Source organism: Cyanobium gracile PCC 6307 (genome assembly GCF_000316515.1).
Lineage (GTDB): Bacteria > Cyanobacteriota > Cyanobacteriia > PCC-6307 > Cyanobiaceae > Cyanobium > Cyanobium gracile.
In genome coordinates this window covers 228,489-252,241 of record NC_019675.1, presented here as the reverse complement: position 1 = coordinate 252,241, position 23,753 = coordinate 228,489, and the positions used below count along the sequence as shown (strand labels likewise).

At 64.8% G+C, this 23,753-nt stretch carries 16 protein-coding genes; 2 read left to right on the top strand and 14 right to left on the bottom strand.

What is annotated here, in order from left to right; all coding sequences use genetic code 11:
- Nucleotides 1–24 precede the first annotated feature (24 nt).
- The 14 genes from CYAGR_RS01155 to CYAGR_RS01105 all read right to left on the bottom strand — a co-directional run bounded on the left by CYAGR_RS01155 (nucleotide 25) and on the right by CYAGR_RS01105 (nucleotide 22,955).
- A complete protein-coding gene (locus CYAGR_RS01155; RefSeq protein WP_156818338.1) occupies nucleotides 25–387 on the bottom strand; it encodes an McrC family protein in 363 nt (120 codons plus the stop codon).
- Nucleotides 388–457: 70 nt separating this feature from the next.
- A complete protein-coding gene (locus CYAGR_RS18000) occupies nucleotides 458–625 on the bottom strand; it encodes a hypothetical protein (RefSeq protein ID WP_156818337.1) in 168 nt (55 codons plus the stop codon).
- Nucleotides 626–773: 148 nt separating this feature from the next.
- Nucleotides 774–2,966: a 3'-5' exonuclease gene (locus CYAGR_RS01150; RefSeq protein ID WP_015107907.1), complete on the bottom strand. Its 2,193-nt coding sequence runs from the start codon at nucleotides 2,964–2,966 to the stop codon at nucleotides 774–776.
- 19 nt (nucleotides 2,967–2,985) lie between these two features.
- Nucleotides 2,986–9,582, bottom strand: a complete 6,597-nt coding sequence (locus tag CYAGR_RS01145) for a DEAD/DEAH box helicase (protein ID WP_015107906.1) — start codon at nucleotides 9,580–9,582, stop codon at nucleotides 2,986–2,988.
- 92 nt (nucleotides 9,583–9,674) lie between these two features.
- Entirely contained in the window at nucleotides 9,675–10,334 is a 660-nt protein-coding gene (locus tag CYAGR_RS01140; RefSeq protein ID WP_051016990.1) for an RES family NAD+ phosphorylase, read from the bottom strand.
- An 85-nt stretch (nucleotides 10,335–10,419) separates the two neighbouring features.
- Nucleotides 10,420–10,794, bottom strand: a complete 375-nt coding sequence (locus tag CYAGR_RS01135; RefSeq protein WP_015107904.1) for an antitoxin Xre/MbcA/ParS toxin-binding domain-containing protein — start codon at nucleotides 10,792–10,794, stop codon at nucleotides 10,420–10,422.
- 238 nt (nucleotides 10,795–11,032) lie between these two features.
- Nucleotides 11,033–11,290 carry a hypothetical protein gene (locus CYAGR_RS17995; protein WP_156818336.1) on the bottom strand — a complete coding sequence of 86 codons (258 nt, stop codon included), beginning with the start codon at nucleotides 11,288–11,290 and terminating at the stop codon, nucleotides 11,033–11,035.
- Between the two features lie 8 nt (nucleotides 11,291–11,298).
- Nucleotides 11,299–11,646 (bottom strand): hypothetical protein, encoded by a 348-nt coding sequence (locus tag CYAGR_RS01130; RefSeq protein WP_015107903.1) that lies wholly within the window; start codon nucleotides 11,644–11,646, stop codon nucleotides 11,299–11,301.
- Between the two features lie 43 nt (nucleotides 11,647–11,689).
- On the bottom strand, nucleotides 11,690–12,379 hold the full coding sequence (locus CYAGR_RS17535) for a tellurite resistance TerB family protein (protein ID WP_015107902.1): 690 nt from the start codon (nucleotides 12,377–12,379) through the stop codon (nucleotides 11,690–11,692).
- Between the two features lie 59 nt (nucleotides 12,380–12,438).
- A complete protein-coding gene (locus CYAGR_RS01120; RefSeq protein ID WP_015107901.1) occupies nucleotides 12,439–14,124 on the bottom strand; it encodes a GmrSD restriction endonuclease domain-containing protein in 1,686 nt (561 codons plus the stop codon).
- Nucleotides 14,121–17,423, bottom strand: coding sequence for an Eco57I restriction-modification methylase domain-containing protein (locus CYAGR_RS01115; protein WP_245552569.1), 3,303 nt, complete (start codon nucleotides 17,421–17,423; stop codon nucleotides 14,121–14,123). The genes CYAGR_RS01120 and CYAGR_RS01115 overlap by 4 nt, the downstream gene beginning before the upstream one ends.
- Nucleotides 17,420–19,072: a hypothetical protein gene (locus tag CYAGR_RS18960; RefSeq protein WP_245552568.1), complete on the bottom strand. Its 1,653-nt coding sequence runs from the start codon at nucleotides 19,070–19,072 to the stop codon at nucleotides 17,420–17,422. The genes CYAGR_RS01115 and CYAGR_RS18960 overlap by 4 nt, the downstream gene beginning before the upstream one ends.
- A 3-nt stretch (nucleotides 19,073–19,075) precedes the next feature.
- Nucleotides 19,076–21,982 carry a DEAD/DEAH box helicase gene (locus CYAGR_RS01110; RefSeq protein ID WP_015107900.1) on the bottom strand — a complete coding sequence of 969 codons (2,907 nt, stop codon included), beginning with the start codon at nucleotides 21,980–21,982 and terminating at the stop codon, nucleotides 19,076–19,078.
- 70 nt (nucleotides 21,983–22,052) lie between these two features.
- Entirely contained in the window at nucleotides 22,053–22,955 is a 903-nt protein-coding gene (locus CYAGR_RS01105) for a hypothetical protein (RefSeq protein ID WP_015107899.1), read from the bottom strand.
- Between the two features lie 137 nt (nucleotides 22,956–23,092).
- On the opposite strand from CYAGR_RS01105, the gene CYAGR_RS01100 reads away from it, so the two are divergent.
- On the top strand, nucleotides 23,093–23,275 hold the full coding sequence (locus tag CYAGR_RS01100) for a type II toxin-antitoxin system VapB family antitoxin (RefSeq protein WP_245552567.1): 183 nt from the start codon (nucleotides 23,093–23,095) through the stop codon (nucleotides 23,273–23,275).
- The gene (locus tag CYAGR_RS01095) at nucleotides 23,272–23,646 is read left to right on the top strand and encodes a type II toxin-antitoxin system VapC family toxin (RefSeq protein ID WP_015107897.1); all 375 of its coding nucleotides are present in this window, start codon (nucleotides 23,272–23,274) and stop codon (nucleotides 23,644–23,646) included. The genes CYAGR_RS01100 and CYAGR_RS01095 overlap by 4 nt, the downstream gene beginning before the upstream one ends.
- Nucleotides 23,647–23,753: the final 107 nt, after the last annotated feature.

Below are 23,753 nucleotides of genomic sequence, written 5' to 3'. Positions count from 1 at the left end.
ATGGTAATTCAGAGGACCGGTCCGTTACGCGGAGCCGGTGGATGCGAGAGCCCGTGTCGGCTCCACCAGCTCCAGCAGCCGCTGCCTGATGACCGCGTGGCTACCAGCCAAATCCACCGTGGTAAAACGCATCCGGTGCCCCTGGATCCGCAACGATTCGTCGAAGGCGCCATCGATCGCGGGGTGGAGCAGCAAGCCATCGGCGCCGTTCGCGAGGGGATCGTCGTTGCGCGCCTGGGAGCGGAGATAGGCATAGAGCTGGTAGACGTAGCCGGTCTTGAGCGATTGCTCCCGATACCAGCCTCGGCCGAGCACATTGGTGAACTTGGTGTCGATCACCTTGCGCTGGGGCGGGTCCATTCGGTCGATAACGATGTCGGTGCGCATCAAGGGGCACAAGACCCCGTTTCCCACGCCAAGGGGGGTGCTGCGGCGGGAGCCGCCCGGCCCACGGCCCTCAATCGTTGCCTTCCTGCTCGCCTTCTTCAGCCTCACCGTCGGCGGCTCCAGCCCCCGGGGCGGAGGGCTCCATCATCACGCCGAGTTCGCGGCAGGTGCCGATCGGATCGACGCCCGGTGCCAGGCCGAGGGAGAGGAGGGCGGCGGCTTGCACAACCCGGGTCATGGAGATGTCACAGACAACGGCCCACATCAACCGGATGGGGTACAGGGTCTGCCATCACATTCCTTACTCAGCTCATCACAGACCGCGTAGAGCCGATTGAGGAGCTGGTGAATTCGGGTGGGATTGGCCATGGGCGGAGGCGTTGGATTCAGGCCGAAGGCTTCCCAGCGGTTGCGATGAAGGAGGAGGGCTTGCCGCTGAAACTCACGACCACCCGCTTCTTGGCGCGGGTGGCGGCCACATGCAGGAGTGAACGCTCCTGCTGCTCGAACAGCGCTTTGGAGAGCTGGTCGGGGCACCCATCGATGATGCGTCGCAGGGGAAGTTGATCGTCCGTCAGACCCGGCAGGAAGATCTGGTCGAATTCCAGACCCTTGACGCGATGCATCGTCGCCAGACGCAGCGCAGGATCGCTGGGGTCGTCGGACTCATCGGCGTTGATCACACGGGTGGCGAAGCCCTCGGCCTCAAGCGAGGCAACGAGCTTCTCGACGGCTTTCCTGGTTCTGGCCGTCACGCAGGTGGACGCCAGGGACTGTTGCGCATCACGCAGCTGCCGCAAGGTGCTGACCAGGAAGGCCTGCTCCTCGGCCGGATCCTCGAATCCACGCACCAAGGGATGGTCGCCGTGGAGCAGCGAGCGGTAATCGCTGGCTTGATCACTGCCGCCGTCCAGGTCGTCAAAGTCGAGGCCGTGAAGCACGGCGGTGGCCCAGGCGCGGGTTTCCTCGGTGGTGCGGTAGTTGATGCGCAACTTGCGGGCCCTGCCACGGACATCGATGCCACAGCGGCTCAGCACCACCGGCTTGCCGTAGATGCGTTGGTGGGGATCGCCGACGATGAAGAGGTCGTTGGCGCGGGGCTCACCCACCAGGGCGCGCAGCAGGGAAAAGGAGGCCAGGTCGAGATCCTGCGCCTCGTCCACCACCACGGCGGCATAGGGGGGCGGCGGGCCGGAGCGGTTGAGCAGGTCGGCGGCGATCTGCTTGGCTTCCTCCGGTTCCCACAGCCCCCGCTGGCGGAATTCGGCACGCACCGCATCGAACACGGGCCAGATCTGGGCACGCTGCTGCCGGTTGAGACGGGTGCCGCGTCCGACCCGCCGGGCCATCAGATAGTCGTCGCGGCTGCGGCAGCCCTGGGCGAGCACCACGTCTTTCCACTCCTCGCGGTAGAAGCGCTCATCGAGACCCAGCGACGTCTCGGCCACATCCATGGCCAGGCTCCAGCAGCTGTCGCGGGCCTCGTCGTTGAACACCCGCACCTGCAGGCCCTGACCCTTGAGAAACGTCATCACCCAGCCATCGAGATGAATCACCTCCAGACGCTGCAGTTCCTCGGGGCTGCAGATCTTGGTCAGGTTGGCGCGGATGTCGGTGGCCAGGTTGCGGGTGAAGGTGGTGAACAGCACCCGACCGGCGGCGCCGGATTCGAGCAGCTGATGGGCAAGCCAGCGGGCACGATGCATGGCCACCACGGTCTTGCCGGTGCCGGCACCGCCGAGAACCCGCACGGCACCGCTCCAGTGACGCTCGACAAGTCGGCGCTGGCTGGGGTGGAGAAACACACGCCAGCGCTCCAGCGGCGCGGACAGCATGGCCTCGAGCACGTCGTCATCCGTGATGACCAGGAACTCGGCTTTGCTCTCCGGGGTCTCAAGGGCGGCGGCCACATCGGTGGGGTCGATGGTGGAGGGCCGCTGACGTTCCAGCTCGTCGATCACCGCCTCGATCGGCCGGCCATCGGCCAGCAGGATCAGACCATCGACGCAATCCTGCGGCACCCACTCGATCAGACGGCTGAGGGTGTCTTCACTGCTGACGGCCCGAACGGCCGGTAGCAGGGCCTCGGGAACACCCGGGAGCATCAACTGGTCGTCGCTGCAGTGCGCGAATAGCGATCCGGCCTGGGCAGAGGCCTGCTCCGCCGGCGCCTGGTTCGCCAGGGCCTCGGTGACGGCGGCGGCGATGGCATCCCCCACGGCCATTTCGGCGGCCTCGACATCCACCACCTGCAGCGCGCCGGACACCCTGTTCACATGGCAGGTGCGTCGCCGTGCCCATTGGTAGGCGTCGTCGTGCTTGTCGATCCAGAGCAGCACGTAGGTGTCGCCCGCTTCGGGGGCGCGCACGATGCAGCGGATGTCCTGATCCACCCGGATCGAGCGGATGAAGGGGTCCTTGCCACCCTCGATGTGCTCGTAGTTGAGCCCTGGGCTGCGGGGGTTGTCGCGGAACTTGGAGAGGAAGGTGGCCACCTTGCCGCGCGCCTTCTCAGGCAACTTGCCAAACGCCTTGAAGAAGTCGTTGGAGAGGGCAACGGTGAGACGGGGCTCGCTCATGGCAGGTTCGGGGTGTGAATCAGGACGTTGCGAGCGCCTCGCGGATGGCGGCGGCCGTGCTGCCGGGAGGATCCTCCAACGGCCAGCAACGCCAGCCTGCTGCGGCGAAGGCATCGGCGTCGGTTTGATCCACCGTCACCGCCAGCCGCTGCTCAGGCCAGGCCAGCTCCGCCTGGGCGAGCACCTCACCACGGGTCCCCTCCAGCTCGAACGCCTGCTCCGGCATGGGCAGATCCGATCTCTGCCAGGCAGCCGCCAGTGCCACCAGCAGCGGCTGGGCCTGCTGAGGGGCGTAGCGGCCGAGCTCCAGCCAGGCCCGCTGCTGCCCGGCCGCCGCCGCTTCCTGGGCGGCGGGCCCATCGGGCGGGTTTTCTCCCGTGCTGGCGCTCACCCACACCTGGGGCGGATCCACCGCGGCCGGCTCCTCGTTGCCGCCCCAGCCAGGGGTGGAGAGCAGCAGGTGGGGGAGGAACTGGAAGAGATTGCCCTGGCGCAGCCACTCCCGCCAGGTGGCTTGTCTCTGCGGCTCCGGGCCGGCGGCATCGGCCTGCAGGTGAATGGCCCGGAAGCTGGCGGCGGGATGGCGCCGCTCATGCAGGCCCATATCCACCAGGTTGTGGATCTGCAGCCCGGGAGCGGGGGTGAGGTGCTGGCCAACGCGGCGTGAGGGCTCAGCGCCTTGCCATTCCTGGACGTGCGCCCCCAGCGCCAAGGTCTCGGCAGCGGCCGTAAGTTCAGGGGAATCGATCGCCAGGGGCGAGGCCTGGGCCAGGCAGAACTGCTGCGCCATACCCTGCCACAGGGCCTCGGAGGGATTGGCGAGGTAGGCCATCAGCAGCTGCAGGCTGCTGGCCAGCTGGGCCTGGCGGGGCATCAGCGGCGGCGGCACAGACAGGCTGTCCAGAAGCCCAGGGGGCCACCAACGCGCGATGAATGTTTCGGGCTTGCTGGCGAAGGCCGGGATCACCCCCACCGTCAGGCCATTGGGATCGAGCGGCAGCTGGGCGGTAGGCAGAGCCTCCACCACGTCGTCCCAGCTGAGGGCCCAGAACAGATAGCGGCCGCTGCGCTGCAGGGCCATGCGCTGCTCGGCATCGGTGGCCAATCGGCCGCGGTGATACTCCCAGCCATCGGTGTAGATGGCGATTGGTTTACCGCCAGCGGTGGGCGTGAGCAGGAAGTCGGCACGGGAGAAGGCGCGTACCCCTTCGGCTTCGCCGATCGGCACCTGCTGCTCCACCTTCCAGCTCACCAGGGCTGGGCTGCCGTTGTGGCCCTGGGCGCTGCTGAAGGTGAGCAGGTAGCCCTTGTTGCCCTTGATGAAGTCGTCCCGCAGGGTGACGGTGACGCCTGGCGGAGCGCCCTTGCCCTCCCGCAGCTTCTCGATGAAGCGGAGTTCCAGTTCGCTTTCGGCGCGGGTGTTGATCACCACCTCCGAAAGGCTGCTGTCGGTGGGGTGCAGGTCGTCCCAGCGGCGCAGGATCGACTGCAACTGCTCGATCGCACGGCGCTTGCTGGTGCGTTCGCGATCAAAACGCTGCCGGTACATGAAGATGCAGCGGTAGCAGCCATCGCTGCAGGAGCAGGCCTGCAGGGTCTGCAGCGATTGCTCGAACACCGAGCGCAGATCCTTGGCTCCGGCCTCGATCAGCTGGCGCACATAGCCGGTGCCGCCGGGCACCGAATCAAACAGGTAGAGGAAGGTCTTGCGCTGCTGGCTTCCGGGCTGGGGTTCTTCGCCGAGGGCGGATTGCAGGAGATCCACCTTGCCGCCGAAACGCTGGCGCAGGCCCAGGTGCAGGGCACCGATGAAGGAGGGCTGGCCCGCCTCATCCCAGAAGCTGGCGCCGGGAAGCAGGAAACGCAGGGCTTCGGAGTTGAACTCCCGGTACATGAACAGCAGCTGGCGCAGCTGGGCGTCGTCAGGCTTGTCGCGGTACTTGCAGGCCCAGGTGTGGTTGGTGGCCTTGGGCGGGCCGTGCTGCACCTTGCCGCAGTGGCGACAGAGTTCAAAGCCCTTCACCTTGAGGGCCTTGCCGGCGATGGCATGGGTGGCGCCCACCACCGCCTGCTCGCCGAAGTTGATCTCACGGAAGGTGGTGCTGGCCAGGTACTCCGCGCCGAACGGGAAGTCTTCATCAGCGATGGCCAATGAGATCTCGCGGCGGCTGTGGTCGGGAACGATCAGCAGTTCGCGGTGGAAGAAGAGCGGATTGCGCTCGTCGGAGTCGTCGCCGAAGCGGCTGCGGGCGTCTTCGGTGGTGGCCTGCACCTGGCGCAGGCGAGCCATCTCCTTGATCTGGCCGTGATCGGCGTAGCCACTGTGGCCGCAGCGGGGACACTCCTTGCGGGTGAAGTCGTCCTCGGTCTCGCGGCTGGTGTAGGAGCATGAGGGGCAGAAGCGCCAGCGTTCCGGTTTGTTGAGGTTGGGATCGACCTGATCCACCTTGACGCGACGGCCCTGGGCATAGAACTGGCCATCGGGCACCAGCTCGCGAATGGCCACATTGGCGGGGCGCTCGTAGCTCAGCGGCGGCAGCTCCTCGCTGCGTCGGCCTGCACCGCTTCGCCCCTCACCTGAGCGGCCCGGCAACTTGCGCCAGAGCACGGATTTGAGCGTGACACCGGATTCGGGGAAGGCGTAATTCGGCAGGAAGCCTTCATCGGTGAGCATCGCCAGCAGGGGCCGGCTGTCGAGGTCCTTGCGCAGCTGGTTGTAGGCGAACTGTTCGCGGCGGATGGCGTCCTTGGCGTCCCGCTCCTCGGGGGTAAGGCCGTCGTCGGGGCGCTCGCACAGCTTGTTGAAGCGCTCCCGCAGCTTGCGGGCCTCGGCGCCGAGGCGCTTGCGCTCGGCCACCAGATCACGCAGGCGGGCCAGCAGCTCTTCCGCGAAGGGGGCGGCGAAGGGCGCATCGAAGGCGCCATCTCCTCCGGCGCCAGCGGCGGGGGTGAGCAGGAACAGGCCCAGATCGCGGCGGCTGGCGGGCTGCAGCTCCTCGCCGAACAAGGCGCAGAAACGCTCCAGCAGATCAAGCTGCTGAGCCTGCACCCAGCCGAGCCAGGTGTAGGGGAACTGCTCGGGAATGCTGCCGGCGCTGGCTTTCTCGACGGCATCGAGCACCGGCTTGAGCTTGCGGGGCAGGGCCAGGTGATCGAGGCCACTGGCCACCCAGCGATCCAGGCTGTAGGCGAGCAGCTGGCGGCGCAGGATGGCGGCCGCATCGAGATAGCAGCCGGGCGGATTCACCTGCCCCTGCAGCATCTCGCGCGGATCGGAGAAGAAGTAAAGGTCGTGGGCGGTGCCCGTGACCACGGTGCCCACCATGGCGTTGCCATCGCGGCGGCCGGCGCGGCCGATGCGTTGCAGGTAGTTGGCGGGCTCCGGTGGCACCGACGCCAGCAGCACCGAAGAGAGATCGCCGATGTTGATGCCCATCTCCAGGGTGGAGGTGGCCGAAAGCAAGTTGGGATCGCTGCGGAATTCACCCCGGATGAACTGGGTTTCCAGCCGCTCCCGATCGCCGCGCTCAAGCAGGCCGGTGTGCTCACGGGCCACGATGCGATGCACCTCACCCCGCTGGTAGAGGCGGCGGTAGAGCTGCAGGCCGCCGCGGGGATCGGGCCGGTAGCGGCCGGCGCAATGACGCACCTGGCAGGGCAGGCCATCCCAGAGGCTCAGCTGCTCAGTGGGCACACTGTGCCTGTCACCGCAGTCCTCGCAGCGCACTGCGTGGGCCTCACTGCTCACCGTGATCACCGCCGGCGGGATGGCCCAGATCCGCTCGTTCCGCGGGCCGCTGAACTGCAGCAGCAGGCCGGCCTGGCCGAGCGCGTCCACCACGGCATGAAGGGCTTCCTTCTGCTGCTCGGCGTCGAGGGGGGCGGCTGGGGAGAGGGTGCGGAGCAGCCAGTGCTGGGCCCAGGTGGGGCGGCCGGATTCGCGTACCAGCTGCTCGAAGCGCCCCTTGCCGCGGAAGCTGGTGAGGAAGATCGGCCGGGTCGAGTTGCGCCCGAAACCGGGGAGGTACGGGATCTGATTGAAGGGGTAAGTGTTCTCGCCACCGCTGTCGAGGTACTCGCTGGTTTTGCCCTCGCGGCCCACCAGCTCGGGAAGGGCCAGCCCACCGCGCTGGCGCAGGTGCTGCAGGAGGCCCACCACCAACTGCTGCAGCTGGCCGAGGCGCAGGCCACGCAGGGGCTCGATCTCGTTCTCAAGCCGGCCGAGCAGGCCCGGCAGCAGCTTGTTCACGGCGGCCGGATCCGCGGCGGCGGCCAGGGCACCGGCCTGCTCCACCGATGAGCCCAGACGGGCGCGGTAGCCGAACTCGGCCGCCACGTCCCAGCGCAGCCGATCGCAGCCATAACGCATCAGCGTGCCGCTGGCCTCCAGGCTTGGGGTGAGCTGCTGCTGGAGGGCATCCCACTCGCTGAGCCACTCCAGGTCGTGGGGAATGAAGGTGGCGGCAAAGTCGACGGGGTTGGGGAAGCGCTGCTGCCAATGGCTGATCAAGCGTTCCTGGAGCGCATCGAGCGGCAGGGGGCCATCTGCCTGCTGCACCGTGGTGGTGAGGGCGGTGCGGAAGGAGGTGCGGTAGGCCCGGCCGGCAATGAAGCCGGCGCGGTGGGCGGCATCCTGCACCGAATCAGAGAACGCCAGCAGCTTCTTGTCGCCGTTGAAGGCGGAGGCGAACAGCGAGGCGCTCCAGGTGCTGGTGAGGTTGGCGGCTGACGAGCCGATCAACAGCAGGCCTTGCTGGGCGTTGCAGTAGGGGCAGTCGCGGCTGACGCGCGGGTGGTTGTGCTCGTCAACGGTGCTGCAGTCGGGGATGTCGACCGGCACCAGCTCCCGGCTCTGACAGGTGGGGCAGACGGGCAAGGCGCCCGTGGGGGTCGCCTCGACCAGCTCCTTGGCGGGGTGGAACGACAGGCAGGAGGCACAGAGCTGGTGACTGCAGCTGTCGGCCCTGGCCGCGGGGCCCTGGGGGAAGAGGTAGCGGAGCTCGGGGGCGCCGGAGAAGAAGGCCTTGTAGAAGGACCTGAGGTTGTTGGCCCGATCCAGCCTGTTGCTGCCGGAATTGAGCACCGTGGAGGTCCAGGCGGTGGCGCCGCAGTCGCGGCAATGGACCACCGGCAGGTGCAGGCTGATGTCGCTGCCGGCCAGATCATCGGAGTGGCGCAGCTGGGGCTCGGCCTCCACCGAGGCCACCATGCGCTTGAGCTCCCGCAACCACAGCTGCACGCGCAGGTTGAGCCAGGGCACCACCACCGCCTGACCATCGAGCCTGGTGGTGGAGCGGCGGGCATGGGCCACCAGCGCCAGCAGGCTTTCCAGGAGCAACACGCGGTAGCGGCGGGGATACCGATCCCCCAGACCCAGCTGGCGGGAGAAGCGCTCCAGCAGCTCCTCGATCGAGCAGGTGCCGGCGGCCTGGCGCACGAGGTTGTGCACGGCCGGCAGGGTGCCGAGCTGCCAGCCCAGGGCCAGGCGCCACCCGTCGTCGTGAACGTTGCCTTCCGGTGGAGAAGGGAGGGTGTCGCCCAGCCAGAGGGCCGCCTGGGTGGCGATGTAGGCCTCAGCCGCGGTGGCGTGTTCGGGGTCGAGCCGATCGACGGCGTCGAGGCCGGGCAGTGGCAAGGCGAACAGGCCGCCGTTGTCGGGATCGCCATAGGCGGTGTGACCGGTGAAGAACTCCTCGGGGCTGAGGCGCTCCTCTTCGATCAGGGCGGCGGACTCGAACCGGCTGGCGAAGATCTGGCCGGCGTAGGTGAGCATGGCCTCTCGCGACTCGGGACCGCCGAGGGTGGCCGAGGTGCCGACGCACACCAGCTCCTCGCCGGGGCAGTGGAGGCGATCGCGCAGGCGGCGGATCAGGCAGGCCAGGTCAGTGCCCTGGGCGCCATCGAAGCTGTGGAACTCGTCGACCACTAAGTAACGCAGCACGCTGGTGCCATCGCTCAGGCGGCCGTTGTGCTCCCACAGGCTCTGCACGTGGGGCTGGATCAGCAGATAGTCGAGCTGCTTGTAGTTGGTGAGCAGGATGTCGGGTGGGGCCTTGTGCAGGGCGTCCTTGTCGGTGATGACGCTGGAGGCCGTCATCGCCGCCGTTTTCGCCTCATCGTCCGAGCCGATGTAGAGGCCGGCGCGCAGGCCCGCCAGGGCAGGGATGGTGTGGATCAGATCGGCGAGGCGCCGGGCCTGGTCGGTGGCCAGGGCATTCATCGGGTAGATCAGGATCGCCTTGATGCCACGGATGCCCTGGGCGTGCTGCTGGCGGCAGTGCTCCAGAAGGGGCAGCAGGAAGCACTCGGTCTTGCCGGAGCCGGTGCCGGTGGCCACCAGGGTGTTGCGCGGACTGCCGGGCAACAGCCGATCGAAGGCCTTCTCCTGGTGGCGGTAGGGCGGGAACGGCAGGGGAATCTGGGGGAACCAGTTGCGGCTGGAGCCCTGGTGAAAGGGCAGCGCCACCGTCACGTAGGGCCCCTTGAAGAGGCGCTCGCGATCGTCGAGAAAGCGATCGATCAACCCCGCGAAACCGGGTGTGGTGGGGTGAAAGGCCGTGCGGATGGCGTCGGCGGCCACCTGCTCCAGCTCGCTGGCTACAACGGAGGGGAGCAAGATCGAGCCAGACTCTGGATCTTCAGGATAGGCGAGATCTCAGTATTGCCAGTGGTTCTGCATGGATGCAGGCCCTGCATGGAACCACCTGCTCACGGCACGGGCCAGCGCCCGTCCACCAGAAACTGCTCCCTGGCGAAGGTTCCCTTGAGCCCCCCTGCAAAGGACACAGCCGTCACCCCTTCGGCGCTGATCTCCAGAGTCCAGTCCTGGAAATCGAACGGCGTGCTGCTGAAGGCATAGGGGGTGAGGACCCCAACCACAGGAGGCGTCTGGGGGGAGCGGGCCGACGGCACTTCGAAGGCCTGAACGCCGCGCTCCCGCATGGCATCGCCGCAGCGCTGACTGGCTGCGTAGCTGCTGGGATCCGTGATGGCAGACAGGGCCTCGGGTGTGAGGTGGGTCTGCAACGACAGGCCGCGTTTCGCTGTGATCTCTACCGAGAAGGCGGTCTGCAGGCGCTGAAGGCGGGCACCTTCGGGCAGCGGCGAGTCTTCCAGCATCCGCAGGGCGTGGAAGGAGCGCTCGGCCAGAGCCGTCTCCAGCGATCGCGCCCCGTAGAAGAGATGGCGCTGGTGCGGGCGCCCAAAGCGAGAGCCACTGATCAGGGGCGGATAGCGAAAGGGAGTCAGCAACAGCGGGTGCGACGGCATCGGCCGGCCTTCGGAAGCATCAGCCCAGTCGCAGGGAATCGGCGGCTTCACCGTGTCGATCAGCTGCTCCAGGCGTGCCTGTTCCAGGAGCCCATCCACCAGATCAGCGGTGCCGCTTTCGCCCTGTCGATCGGTGATGCGAACCAGCGCCCCCGTAAGAGGGAGCAGGGGGGCAGCCTGGCAATCAGCCGCGGAGGGCATCGAGGTAGCTGACAACGCGGGTGAGGCCTTCCACGCGCGCCAGCAACTGACGCGGCGGCTGTTGGCCGAAGTGGAGGTTGGGCTGCTCCATCCAGTGGCGCATCAGGGCCTGATCGCCACCCATGAGGGCATGCAGGCTGCGATAGACCCGCACGAACAGCAGCGCCAGCTCGCCTTCTTTGGTACTGGGATCCAAGCCCGTGCGTTCGATGCTGGTGCGGTGCTTGCCCACCACGGCGCTCAGCTCGTCGCGCGTGAGGCCCAGAGCCTGGGCCGCACGATTGCAGGCCTCGGCCACCAACTGGGCATCGGACTTGGTGAGCGGCTCCTGGGGGAGCGGAGCTAGGGCAGGAGGCATCGGAGAACCTGGGCTGGTTGTGCAGATGCACGCATCATTGCCCAGATCGAGCGTTTAAGCAATTCGCCAGGCCGGCCTGGGTCGGATTGGCCGCTGATCTGCCGAAAGGCATGGGCTGCATGGTGGTGGTATGGGCGCTGTTCATGGTGTGGCGGCCAGATCCAGTCGCTCACCGGTGCGACCGACCGCCACCCAGCGGCGGCAACCACCGAGGCGACGGCTGAGCTGCTGAGCACCATCACTCCGAAAAGATCTGTCTCCACTCGTCTTCTGGCAGTTGCCCCCGCAATTGATCCTTTAGCTCGGTATAAAGCTTTGCTTCTTGCTGAGCAACTGAACGCGCCATAGCCTTGGCCATGGCAATATCTTTATTTGCAGCGTAAACAGCGATCTTGTCTCGAATGATCTTTGGAGCACCATGCTTGCTGGAAAGAATGTCTTTCAAGATAGTGGCACCCAGGATCTGGCCAACAACAACAGGATTGATCCCCCACATCGCTCGTCTCAGGAATTCATGAACTCGGAAAACGCGCCAGAGTCTCGCGAGCGAGTTGCGAATAGGTCAAAGAGACTGCGGATCATCTCGCGGTACATGGCCTTGGTTTCTTCATCGCTTCCATCGCTCTTGGACAGTTCCGTGAGCCCCTGGACCAGGGAGGAAAAGTTCTGACTGTTGATCTGGAGTTCAGCGCAGCGCGACTGAAGAGCTGCCTGGAAAGCCTGCTTTTTGGTTCGTAGGGCGTAGACCTCCTTGAGGCCATCAATAATCACTGGAAGATTATCGATCAGCCCCTGAGCTAGCAGGGCCCCGGACGTCCTGGGTTCACTTGGCGTCATGGAAGAGTCGGTCATGTCTCTGTCGATGGGGTTAGGAGTTAGGAGTTAGGAGAGTGGATTAGTCCGATTTGGTCACAAGGTCAACAAGTTTCTTGACGCCCCAAACTGAGCCTACGGCGATGGCGGGAACAACGAGGACTGTGCCAGCCAACATCCCGCCGCCAACCAGCGCACCCAAGGCTGCGAGACCGGAGGTGATACCAGCGGCGCTGAGGCCGAATACAGAGCCCGAGGCGGCCACCGCCGCGATGGGAACACCGGCTCCGGCCAGGTTTGCCGCAGATTCCTTGATGAGCTTTTTAAATGAGTCAGAATCGCTGGGAGTATTCCGGAGTTGCCAGAGGCCAAACTGAACTTGCTTGATGGCCTTGATCTGCTCATCTTCTACTCCGAGCTTGCGGCCAATCTCAAAGACGTAATCCTGCTCTTCGACCGAGATATAGTTGTTGGCCAGGGCTATGATGAACAGATCTGTGATCAGCGTGAAGCGCAGATCCGAATCAGAAAGAGCCTTGATGCCAGCGATGATGGCCTCTCTGTGTGAGTCTCTCAGGTCATAGACGGCAGCATAGACGCGCGCCTTTCCTTGATCCGAGATATCGAGCACATTCATCTGCTGTTCAAGCTGCATGCGTTCCTGGTCATCGAACTGACGATCGACATAGCAGAGCTCTCCCAAGAGGGAGACATAGGCAATTCGAGCTTCCTCTGGATAGCTGAGGATCGGATGGGAGGCATGATCTGTCATCGGTTTGGCCTGGCGTAAAGATGAATATGATGAAAAAGATATGCAGCTATGTGGCAGATCTACCCATCCAAAGGATAGATCATGCCTGTCACTTCGCCAATGGCCGAGCTGATCAGCTCCAGCCGCTGCTGCAGGAACTGCTCAAAGGAGTCGGTCCAAAGTCCCGACTCGCCCCCATGGGGAATCAAGTGGCTGCCGAGCACCATCGCCATGGGGAAACCCAGCTCATCGCGCAACTCCGCCATGTAGTCGGATGGAGCGCGACAGCTGATGCGCTGATTGGTTTGTCTGTCAATCAGGCAGCGGTTGAGTACGCAGTCGCGAGGACGGGACTCAATGCCGCGGTCTTCCAGGTATTTTGCTGGGAAGATGTGATGATCGTCGATGCCGCTGCTGACCAGGAGTTGATCGTTGAGCACGGCACGGCTGTGGAAATCGAGAGGGCGTACGCCGCTGGCGAGGATCAGGCAGATGGTGGCGCGGTAGAGGGAGCGCTGCCTGGGGGTGACATCGCGCAGCTGCTCGGGGTTGAAGTGGAAACTGCGCACGTTTTCGGGAGCCGGTGCCGCTGAATCCCTGAGCCAGGGGATCAGCTCTCCCACATCACGGCTGCTCTGGGTGTTGGGGGAGCTCTCGTAGGCCTGGCTGAACACCGAGCACCAGAACCAACGCTTGATCTGCTCCCGCTGGGCACCAACTGCAACGCCCCTGGTGGCGCCAGCTCGTGCGAGGGCAGCAGCCATGGGAGCGAGCATGGTGTTGAACGGCAACCAGCGAGGCTCAAGCACCCAGCAGTCGTCGTGGAGGATCGTGAGGGAGAGCGCCAGGGCCTCAATCACCGGCTGCCACCACTGGGTGACGGTGTCGGCGGTGAGGTTGAGCACGTCGCCGCGCTTGCAGCTCGGGGTGTTGCCGCCGGCCAGGGCGATGGCCATCAGCACGTAGTGAGGATCCACATCGAAGTGGGCGATCAGCGGGTGATCGCTGCGGGCCTGATCCCAGAGTTCGCGCAGCTTGAGGTCTTGACTCCAGAAGCGAGCGGTGAGCAGCTCGAACACGCTGAGCTTCACGCCGGTGCGGTTCAGCGTTTCGAAGATCGTGCAGAGGGCTGCCGGCTCGGTTTCGGCAGACAAGGTGACGACAGGGAAGACGTATTGGTCAATGCGGTTGATCCACCGAGCTTCCAGCTCCTGCAGCTGATCCTCCAGTTGGTCGCGCTCAGCGCCCTGGCGGGTGCGAGCTACCTGGGAAGCCCACCTGGAGAAGCCGGTACTGCCCTTGTGGAGTACAGACAGCGGCAAGAGCAGCTGTTCAGCCTGCAGCACAAACGCCTCTCGCCTGGCCACGGCACCTTTAGTGCGCCTGAGGTAGCCGATGGCGTCCTCAAAGTCGGCACCGTCGATGAGGGCGCGGATGTCAAGGTAGTAACGGTGATCGCCAACGCCATAGAAGGCCTGGTAGAGCGAGGTGAGCCGCTGCTGGCCGTCGAGCACGAGGAAGGTGTGCTCAGTGGTGGGCAGTGGAGCACCTTCAAACTCACGGCTGGAGAAAGCGCGCTGAAGGTCGCGGACCCGGAGGATGCTGCCGGCCGGGTAGTTGTTAGCGATGGAGACGATAAGTGCCTGGGTGGCACTGGGCTCCCAGACGAAGTCGCGCTGGAAATCGGGCAACACCATGTCGCCGCTGTGGATCCGATCCAGCAGATCGAGTAGAGGCTTGGAGTTGGTGTCTTCGTAGATGGTCATGCGCCGATCCCCTCCTTCTCGAAGAACTCCCAGGTAATCCGGTAGTCCGCCACCCGATCACAGCGATCAAATGGCGCCTCATAGGTGATCGTCCGCTCCACGGGCCCCCCAGGCAGGGTGTCATCCATGGTCGTGCGGGAGACGGTGCCGGAGGTCATGTCCGCGATGTCTTCCCATCCCGTGGTCTTGTTGGGGCCACGGCCTGAGCCTTTGCGGGGGAAGCCGACACCAGTGAGGCCCTTGCTGGCGGTGAAGACGATGCGGCCGTTGCGGTCATACCAGGTGTCGCGTTCGTATTGCTGCATCACCGGGAACTGCACGCGGTAGATGGTGATCAGTTCTTCGAGGGTGAGCTTGAGGGCCTGGGCCACCAGCACATCGATCTCCACCAGGGCTTGGCGGCGGGCGTAATCGGTGCGCAGGGCGCAATCGCGCTGCCAGGTGGGGGTGAGGTTGGTGAAGAAGCTGTTGGGGAGGCGGGAATCCTGTTTGGCCCAGCGTTGCTGGCGGAAGGCTTCGTCCCAGCATTCGCTCCAGAGATCGGCGTAGTGGGTGGTGAGGCAGTTGAGGGCGAGAGTACGTATTGAAGAGTTGGATGCAGATGTCGTTAGGGGAAGCTGATCAGCAGTGTTCTCCATGAAATCAGCTTTGCCAGTTGTTTTAATAAAGAAATCAATAGGCAGCGACATGAAAAGGCATGCCACGTGCGCAAGATCAAGAGAATCGGAAAAAATATGGGAGTAGCATCCATTGATATGCCCCACTTCTGGCGGGCAAATTGATGAAATCAAGGTTCTTTCGCCCGACTGGCTAATCCTTTTTCGGCTTATAATACGATAATAATCCGATACTGGCTTTTTGTTTCCCCACGGCACATATGGCATTCTGGCTCGATATTCTTCTCTAGAGATATCTGGATGATAGTTTGTTCTGGGAACGTAATCGCCTGGGAGTGTGATGAGGTCAATGGTGTCGTAGTGGCTGTTCTGCGAGCAGATTGATCGTGGGGTCTTGTAGATTGGCGTGCCAACGAAGAAATGGGGGCCTGAAAGCACTAAGTCAGAGATTGAGGGCGGGAAAGAAGTGCCAGGTCGGATGGTAAGGTCTTTTTTTACTGCGAAAGTCTCGTCCCACATCTTGGTGGCCATATAGCGCTTCTTAATATCACAAAGTCTGCCTGGGGAGGCGGCTAGCTTCTCCAAAACGCTTAGCAGTTGCTGTGAATGAAGTGCGGGAAGTCTCGCCTGTCCCGCCGGCGTTCCAGGGTCATCATATAGCCGTGAAAACAATTCCAGCCTCTGTATGTCAACAGGAATAAAGCGCCGTTGGTGCCCTTCAGTATTCCATTGATTTGCCTCGTTCTTAATGCCGCCGACTAGGCCGGTACCATTGTGCCTAGCCGATGCATCGATCGTACTGGTTCGAAAGATATTGCAAAAATGAGTAAAGCTAGGGCGCCGCTGAGATCCGTAATGGTTGATACTAAACTTAGTGTTATGATGAATCTCTGAGAATACTGAAAGCTGATTTTCGAATTGGAAGTGATTCCTGAGTCGACGATAGAGTACCTCACGCAGTGCTCCGCCTTTCGGGTCGTCATAGACTCCTTCGGGATGCAAAAATCCTTGCACGCCTTGGCCTGTAGCCACACGCCAGGCCTGGGGGAGAAAGCACTTGTAGAGGTTGGACTGACTTCCCTTCAGCAGCGGGTAGTTCGCTACCGCATTGAGAAACGCCTGGCTGCCGTTCTGCCCCTCAAACTCCTCCAGATAAGCCGCCCGCAGATCTGGATGAGCCTCAAACGCCTCCTTGCGCCGTTTCGCCAGTTCGCTGGCGCTCACTTTGCGGATCAGCACCATCGGGTCGGCGTCACCGATCACGCCCTTTTCCTCCCACTCCACCTTCAGCCAGGGAGGGTTGCCCACGATCAGGCCGAAGCCGCCAGCCGCCAGCAAATCGGCAAACTCCAGATCCCAGTGCAGCGGCCGGACGCGTTCGACCACCGATTGCACCTGGCGCAGACGCTCGAAGTCTTCGAGCAGCTTGTTCACATTCACAAAACCGTGTTGGTCGCTGAAGTTCACCGCCAGCTGCTTCGGTTGGGTATCGGCAAACAGGTTTCCCTGCCCCAGCTCCGGTGTGATCCCCTGTTCCAGGTCGCCCAGGATCATGCTCAGCTCCATCAGCCACTCATCGCGGCTCGGCAGCTGCCCCGCCTGGCGGATCGGCCAGAACCACAGCGCCACCCAGTAGTCCATCGCCCACTTCAGTCGCAACCGTGCATTGGTGTTGGCCACATCGCGGCCCAGAACTTCCTGGTCCTGGATGCGGTCCTTCAGGCTCAGTGGGGTCCATGCTCCGTCCTCAGTGTCGGTGGGGTCTTCCCACACCGGTAACGGATCGGTGGTGCGCTGGCGCAGGGCCGTCTGATCGTGGGCCCATTTCTTCCAGAGCCCATCCACCAATTGGCTCAGGCGCAACAGGTGGTCAATCTGGGCCTCGGTGAAGGCCTCGCCCACAAAGGCTTTGTTCCAGCGCTTGCAGCGCTCGATCGCTTCGGGTTCCAGCTCCTTGATCACCTTGTCGGAGTAGGCGGCCATGCCCGGATCGGGCAGCAGGAAGTGAAAGATCCCGTCGGCCGGCAAGGCCGCATCCCAGGCCAGCTCCTCAGGCGCGTGGTCATGCCAGAGCCTTGTGGGTTTCGCTTTGCGGCCGGTGCCCGTGGGCAGCTGGCTCACCCTGTAGATCTGCCTGCGCGCCCCGAGCAGCGAATTGCCGCACACCAGCTGTTGGCTGAACCAGGGCACAAACGCCCGCCCCTGCTCCGGCGCAAAGATGCTGTTGAGCCACAGGCTCACCTCCGCCAGCTCCACCGCCACCGGGTTGAGGTCCACGCCGAACACGTTCTGATCGGCCAGGCGCATCTTCACCTTCTGCAGTTCCTGCTGGAAGCCCTCGTGGGGGATGGTTTTGCCCGTTTCCTGCTGGCGCCGCTCCAGGTAGGCCTGGGCCAGCTGGTTGACCAGCTCATTGAGATAGGCGGCCGATCCCATCGCCATCTCCAGCAGCTTCAGCTGGAGGATCTCGGCAGCGCTCTTGTCCACCAGCGCTTCCTTGAGCGTGTATTTGATCTGGCAACTGGTGAGCACCTCCGGCGTGTAATAGCTGGCGCTCTTCTGGCGGTTGCGGCCCGCCAGGCGATAGAGGAAGCTGCCCTTCTCGTATTTCTTGGCTTTGCCGGTGAGTGGATCGGGCACGATCTCCTCGGCCTTATAGGCCTTGAGCTGCTCGGCGGTCACGAAGTGGCCCACCTCCAGTTCATCGTGTTGCTGACCGCTTGCCTTGCTCGTTTCGTCGCTGTCTTCCTCATCGCCAGTGTCGAGATCGTCGTCGTCTTAATGGCGGCAGCTTTGGCTTTCTTCGGGGCGGGTTGCACCTCGTAGAGATCCACCTCGGCGAAGAAGCCGGTGAAGCTGAGCAGCGCCTCATACACCGCCCCCAACTGGTTGATGCCTAGCTGCGAGTAGCTCACCCGGCCGCGCCGCTTGCCCTTGCCTTCCTTGGTGAGCGACATCATCTCGATCACCTGCCGGAGCACAGCGTTGCGGAAGCGCACCTTCGGCCAGCGCTTGTCGCCTTTCTCGTCCTTGAGCAGGCCATTGATGATCGGCAGCCGCTCCGGATCAAACAGGTGCGAGCGCAGCGGCACGATCTGGAAGGTGTCGAACTCAGGCTTCTCTGCCGTGAGGTGCGGCTGCACGGCCTCCTGCTCGCCTCGCTTCGGGTACCCCTCCCAGATCATCTGGAACAGCCGATCCAGGGATTCGCTGATGTAGGTGCTCTCGCGGTCTTCCTCCGTGGCCAGCTCGGCCGTATCGAGAGCGCGCAGGCTCTCCAGGCTGTAGCCGAGCCGGTACACGTCGTTGCCCATCGGGGCGTAGCCCAGCTCCTTCGGCCGGCTCTCGATGAAGAACAGGAAAAGAAGCCGGTACATGAAGCGCAGCAGCTCCAGCGTCAGCTGCTCCGGATCCAGCCGCTCCTCGTAGACCCCCTTCTTCTGGGCCTTGATAAACGCCACCACCTCATTGCCCAGCAGCTCGATCGAGCGGCGCAGGGCGTACTTGAGATCGCCGCTCACCTCATAGGCGTGCTTGTGGCTGTTCTCATCCAGCTCATCCAGCAGCGGCGTGCCACCCCCGCTCGGGCAGGTGTGCTCCCGGTGCAGCAGGGTGGCCGCTGCCAGCACGGCATCGGGGTTGTTCTCGCCCAGCAGCGTGTCGAACTCAACGCGCAGCAGCCGTGAGGCGGCCCACTTCTGACGGTCGATCAACAGCAGCTGGTCGCGGCTCACCGCCAGCACCCAGCGTGGTGGAATCTCCTGGCCGAACACCCGCTCGCTGATCAGCTCCTCCCAGGTTTCCTCGCCCTGGCCGTCGCCATCGGTCAGCACCGCGCCCAGCGACGGGTCGTCGATCTGGCAACCCCACGTGGTGGCGATGGTGAGCTCAAGTGGGTCAGCCTCTCCATCGCTTGGGTTGAAGCACTCCACCAGCCATAGCCAGGGCTCGCCCTTGGCGTTGCTCACCTCCCCCAGCAGAGGCACCTGGAACGCCTCACCGCCGATCAGCACGGGCTCCGCCCGCGGGGTGAAGGGGTAGCCCAGGGCCTCGCACAGCGGCCGGAAGAACAGCTCCCGCTGCAGCCGCAGCCGTTCGGCGGGATCGTTGTTGATGCCCAGCTCGGCTTCCCTGAGTTTCTGCCATGGTTTGCGAAGCGCCCGGAAGCGTGCATCCGGGGTGCTCACATCAGCGGCAGGATTCGCCTCCAGCTGGGCCCTGGCCTCGTCCGTCCAGCGTTCGCGGACCTTCTTGATGTCGCCGGTGAGCACGCTTTCCAGATAGTGGGCGGAATAAAACTCGTTGCCGTTACTGATGCCGGGGAGGGCCATGGGTCAAACCTCCCGGTGCAGCACCGCCACCACCTTCAGGTAAGGGGAGGGTTCGATGGTCATCACCTCGTTCACAAAGCGCTCGTGGTCGTCGAAGCGCCCGTCGATGGCCTTCTGCTCGGCCAGTCGGCGCTTCTCCTTGATCTGCTGCGGTCGCTGGTCGGCCGCGAAGCTGAGCTCCAGCTGCTGCTCCTGCCGGCCTCGCAATCGCTTCAGGCGCTCGCGCTGGGCCTCCAGCTCCGGCTGCATGCGGGCCGTCCAGCGGTCGCCGCAGTCGCGCAGGTAGGCGTTCGCCTGCTCCACCGCATACGGCAACTGCTCCCGCAGGTGCCCAGGGATCGGCGCTTGGGGGTTGGCGTAGGCCTTACGCCCCAACTGCAACCGCTCCGCCACCGCCTGGAGCGGCTCCACCCCAACCACCTTGAGGCCGGCGCCGGCAAAGCGCACCGCCACCCACTCCTGCACCACCGGCACCCCCTTCTGATTCGGGATCGTGCCCTGAAACACCATCACCACTGCACCGGACTCCAGGCCATCGCTGAGTTGGAGCACCGGTGCGCAGTGGCGTTGGAAGGTGATCTGCCCCCGGTCGGACAGCCAATCCACCAGGGGGTGCAGATCCCAGAGGAACTCCAGCTCCGGCCGGCTGCTGTCCTGCCGGCGGCTCTGCTCCAGGGCCCGCTGCAACGCCACCACTTCGGTGGAGAGGGCCAGCCGCTGGCCACGAGGTGGCTGCAGTTCCCGGGGATAGCGCTCGTAGCGGCGCTGCAGCTCGGGGGGCGGAGTGATCTCCAGCCGCTGCTGCTCGGGGAAGACCCGTAGATCAAGCTTTTCGCCCCGGCGCTCCATCTGCTGGGCCACCGCCTCAAGGGCCGTATCCACATAGCTCCAGAGACTGGAGAAAAGGCTGAAGGGCTGGCGTTGCTGCACCAGCGGCTGAACCGGGGTGTTTCCCCCGCTTTCACTGCCGCCATCTGTACTGCCGAACAGTTCCTCGAACAGGTTGTCGCCGCTGGTCGGTCCGAGATAGGGCTGGGCGTTGGCCTCCATGCGCTGCTCCAGCGCATCCACCCTGCCGGTCTCGAAGGCCTCGCTGATGACGTCCTCTTCCCCAGCGGCGTCGTAGATGCCCAGAAACACAGCCGGATCGCCGATGTTCTGCTGGGCCTGCTCGTCCTTGCGCTTGAGCAGACGCAGCACCTTCTCGGCATCGCCCATGCCGTCGCTGCGGGAGCAACTGAGCAGGTAGCGGATCTGGGGCTGTTGCGGCTGGCCATAGCGATCGATGCGGCCATTGCGCTGCTGCAGCGTCATCAGCGACCAGGGAATGTCGACATGCACCAGCCGGTGGCTGAGGTAGTGCAGGTTCAGGCCCTCTGATGCGACCTCGGTCGCGACGAGGATCCGCACCGCCTCCTTTTCCTGGGCGAATTGCTCCACCACCCGCGTCTGCTCCACATCGGGCATAGCGCCATCGAGACCCACCACGGCGCCCTTGGGCAGGCCCAGATCTTCAGCCAGGTGCTCCACCAGGAAGCGCTGGGTTTCACGCCGGCCGGTGAACAGCACGATCCGGTCTTTGGGATCCTTGCCGCTCCAGCCCCAGTCGCTGCGAATCATTTGCAGCAGAAGCTGGTATTTGGAGAACTCGGCCGGGCCGATAGCGGCCAGCAGCGGTTCCAGCTCCTGCAACGCCGCCTGGTCGGCCGGGGCCGGGGTGGCCTCGAGACGCTTGAGCCGGTTGCGCACCGTTTGCAGCGCCGCCATCGGGCTGGAGAGCAGGCTCTTGACCAGGGTGGTTTTGAAGAGCTGGCCCGCCTTGGCCTTGGCGTCGGTGTCAGGGAGCTTGAGGTCTTTCAGCAGGGCGAACACCCGCTCTTCCTGCTCGCTCGCCGGGCAGTCCACATCGGCGCTGTCGCGTTCCTTGACACTGCTCCGCAGATCGGCGATCACATCCTTGCGGAAGCGCCGCACATACAGATCCTTGATGTCGTCCTTGGTGTACTGGCTCGGGTCGGCGATCGCCGTGGGGTCGAGCATGTTCATCAGGCTCGCGAAGCTCTCCGGCTTGCCGTCGTGCGGCGTGGCCGACAGCAGGATCAACGTCTCCGAGCGGGTCGCCAGGCGTTCGGCCAGCTTGGCCCGCTGGCTCTTCTGGGCACCCCTGGCCCGCTCAGCCACGTTCTGGCACTCATCGATCACGATGATGTCCCAGCTGGCGTTATCGAGATAGAAGCGGTAGTCGCGATCGTTCTTGAGCGTGTCGACCGAAACAATCGCCTTGTCGTAGTAGTGAAATGGGTTCTGGTTGGTGGGAATCTGCTCGCGGATCCGCTGGATTCCCACCGAATCCAGGCGCACCAGCGGGATCGAGAAACGCGTCCAGAACTCCTTCTGGAACTGCACCAGCATGCTCTTGGTGGTGACCACCAGCAGCCGCTTGCCGCGCCCGCGCCGGATCAGCTCGCTGCAAAGGATGCCGCACTCCAGGGTCTTGCCCAGACCCACCGCATCGGCGATCAGCAGCCGCTGGCGCGGCATCGCCAAGGCCTTGGCGGCGGGTTCCAGCTGGTAAGGCAGGGCGTCCATCGCCGCCCGATGGCCCACCACAAGGGAGGAATCGGTGGGGATGGAGCGGCGCAGATGGGCCTCAAGGAACAGCAGGCTGTCGCGGTACAGAGGCGACGGGTCGCTGACCAGGGCGGTGTCTTCCGGCTGGAGCACCTTGAAGCTGCCGGCAGCCTTCTCCACTGCCACCAGGAAGCGGGCTTCCTTGTCGCGCAGGAAGGGCGACACGCCCACCACATCCACCACCTGCTGGCCGTCGGAGCTGCGACCCAGGCTGCGGACCATCCATTCGGCACTGCGGCACTCGATCCGGGCTCCTGGCGCGAGAACGGCTTCTTGCATCAGCAGCCCGTTGGCTGGAGGGTGGGAACGCATCCAGTCTGCGTCGCTCTGCTGCAAACGACACTCCTTCTCATCGCTGCACCTCCGCCTTGGTTGCCGCGGCGACATGGGCCTGGCTGATCACCGCCCGCAACCCCTCAAGACACTGCCGCGCCGGGTTGGTATTCACCGCCACCTCCGGCAACAGAAGCCAGAGCTCCTCCTCCAGGGGGGGCAGCTCGGCCAGAGGCTCCAGGCCGTTGGCGGCCAGCCAGTCGGTGCCCAGCAGCGGCGGGCAGAGCGGCAGGGCCAGCCCGCGGTCCCGGGCCCGCTTCACCCAGGCGGCCGGCTCCTGGCAGGCCACCGGCTGGGGCTCCACAACGAAGCCCAGGGCCACCACGGCCTGATGGAGGAGCGGGGCAGCGCCCCTGGGGGGCAGCAGCACCCGGCGCGTTCCGGGCGGAGCGGCCACCAGCCGCAATCCCAGCCGCCCCAGCGGCAGGGCCCGGAGGCCATCCCAGCGGAGTTCTTCGCCGGGGGGCAGCGGCTGCGGGAGGGAGAACGCGCTCACGATCGCCCCATCCAGCAGGCCATGGCCCACCAGTGCGGCCCAGTGGTCGCCGCTGCGGCAGCGGGGCGGCACCCGCTGCACCCCGGCCAGGCCGGCCAGCAGGCTCTGGTGGAGCACATCGGTGCCGATGCGCAGCAGGCCCTCCATCAGGCGGTGCTCCCGGGAGGCCAGCCGCAGGTGCTGCAGGCACGGGTTGTGGCCATGGCGGCACACCGGCGAGCCCCGCTCCGGCTCCAACCGGAACTCCTGCTGCATCAGCTGCAGGCTGCGGCTCACCGTGGACTGGTGCATGGCCAAAGCCGCTCCCGCCCTGGCCTGGGATCCGGCCAGTTCGAGGTAGTCCAGGACGTGGAGGTCCTCCAGCGGCATCGGCGGGCGGTAGGGGCTGGCCACGCGGGGCAGACGGGTTGCGGATGCCAGCATCGGCGACCCCATCCCTCTCCAGGGAGTCCTTCGTGCGAAAAAGGCGACGCCCATCGCCACCGGCGCCTGGAGCATCGAAGTCGTCATCAAATGACGCCTAAACTGATGGCAGCCGTGGGCACAGCATGCGAACCACCGTGACGCTCGACGACGACCTGCTCGCCAGGGCCGAGCAGCTGTGCGGCGATCTGGAACGCAGCGCCCTGCTCAAGGAAGCCCTTCGGGCCCTCGTGCAACGCGAAAGCGCCAAGCGTCTCGCAGCGCTGGGAGGCAGTGAACCCGCGCTGGAGCCGATCCCCCGTCGCCGCAGCACGACGTGATCCTCGTCGACACCTCCGTGTGGGTGGATCACCTGCGCTGTGGTTTGCCGCGCCTCGCTACGCGCCTCCAGGACGGTGAGGTGCTGATCCATCCCTGGGTGATCGGCGAAATCGCCTGCGGGAATCTGCGCGATCGCGGGCAGGTGCTGAGCCTTCTGCAGGGTCTGCCGGCAGCCGTGGTGGCCAGCGACGAGGAAGTGCTGCTGCTGATCGAGCGCGACCAGCTGATGGGCCGAGGGATCGGTTATGTGGATGTTCACCTGATCGCCTCCGCCCGATTGAGCCGCTGCCACCTGTGGACCCAGGATCGTCGCCTCGCCGCCGTGGCTAAGGAGCAAAGGTTGGTGGTGGCGGAGGCAGAGTCCGGGTAAGGCCGCCTGGCCGCAGCCCCTCGTCGCAGCAACTGGCCTGCCCAGCAGGCGCTTCTCCTTGATCTGGGGGCTGCCGCAAGGCAGACGGCGGCACCCTCGTGCGAAAG

What these genes read in the sequence shown, in the direction of transcription:
- CYAGR_RS01155 (WP_156818338.1), bottom strand. Translation starts at nt 387, where the DNA reads ATGCGCACCGACATCGTTATCGACCGAATGGACCCGCCCCAGCGCAAG.
- CYAGR_RS18000 (WP_156818337.1), bottom strand. Translation starts at nt 625, where the DNA reads ATGACCCGGGTTGTGCAAGCCGCCGCCCTCCTCTCCCTCGGCCTGGCA.
- CYAGR_RS01150 (WP_015107907.1), bottom strand. Translation starts at nt 2,966, where the DNA reads ATGAGCGAGCCCCGTCTCACCGTTGCCCTCTCCAACGACTTCTTCAAG.
- CYAGR_RS01135 (WP_015107904.1), bottom strand. Translation starts at nt 10,794, where the DNA reads ATGCCTCCTGCCCTAGCTCCGCTCCCCCAGGAGCCGCTCACCAAGTCC.
- CYAGR_RS17995 (WP_156818336.1), bottom strand. Translation starts at nt 11,290, where the DNA reads ATGTGGGGGATCAATCCTGTTGTTGTTGGCCAGATCCTGGGTGCCACT.
- CYAGR_RS01130 (WP_015107903.1), bottom strand. Translation starts at nt 11,646, where the DNA reads ATGACCGACTCTTCCATGACGCCAAGTGAACCCAGGACGTCCGGGGCC.
- CYAGR_RS17535 (WP_015107902.1), bottom strand. Translation starts at nt 12,379, where the DNA reads ATGACAGATCATGCCTCCCATCCGATCCTCAGCTATCCAGAGGAAGCT.
- CYAGR_RS01120 (WP_015107901.1), bottom strand. Translation starts at nt 14,124, where the DNA reads ATGACCATCTACGAAGACACCAACTCCAAGCCTCTACTCGATCTGCTG.
- CYAGR_RS18960 (WP_245552568.1), bottom strand. Translation starts at nt 19,072, where the DNA reads ATGGCCCTCCCCGGCATCAGTAACGGCAACGAGTTTTATTCCGCCCAC.
- CYAGR_RS01110 (WP_015107900.1), bottom strand. Translation starts at nt 21,982, where the DNA reads ATGCAAGAAGCCGTTCTCGCGCCAGGAGCCCGGATCGAGTGCCGCAGT.
- CYAGR_RS01105 (WP_015107899.1), bottom strand. Translation starts at nt 22,955, where the DNA reads ATGCTGGCATCCGCAACCCGTCTGCCCCGCGTGGCCAGCCCCTACCGC.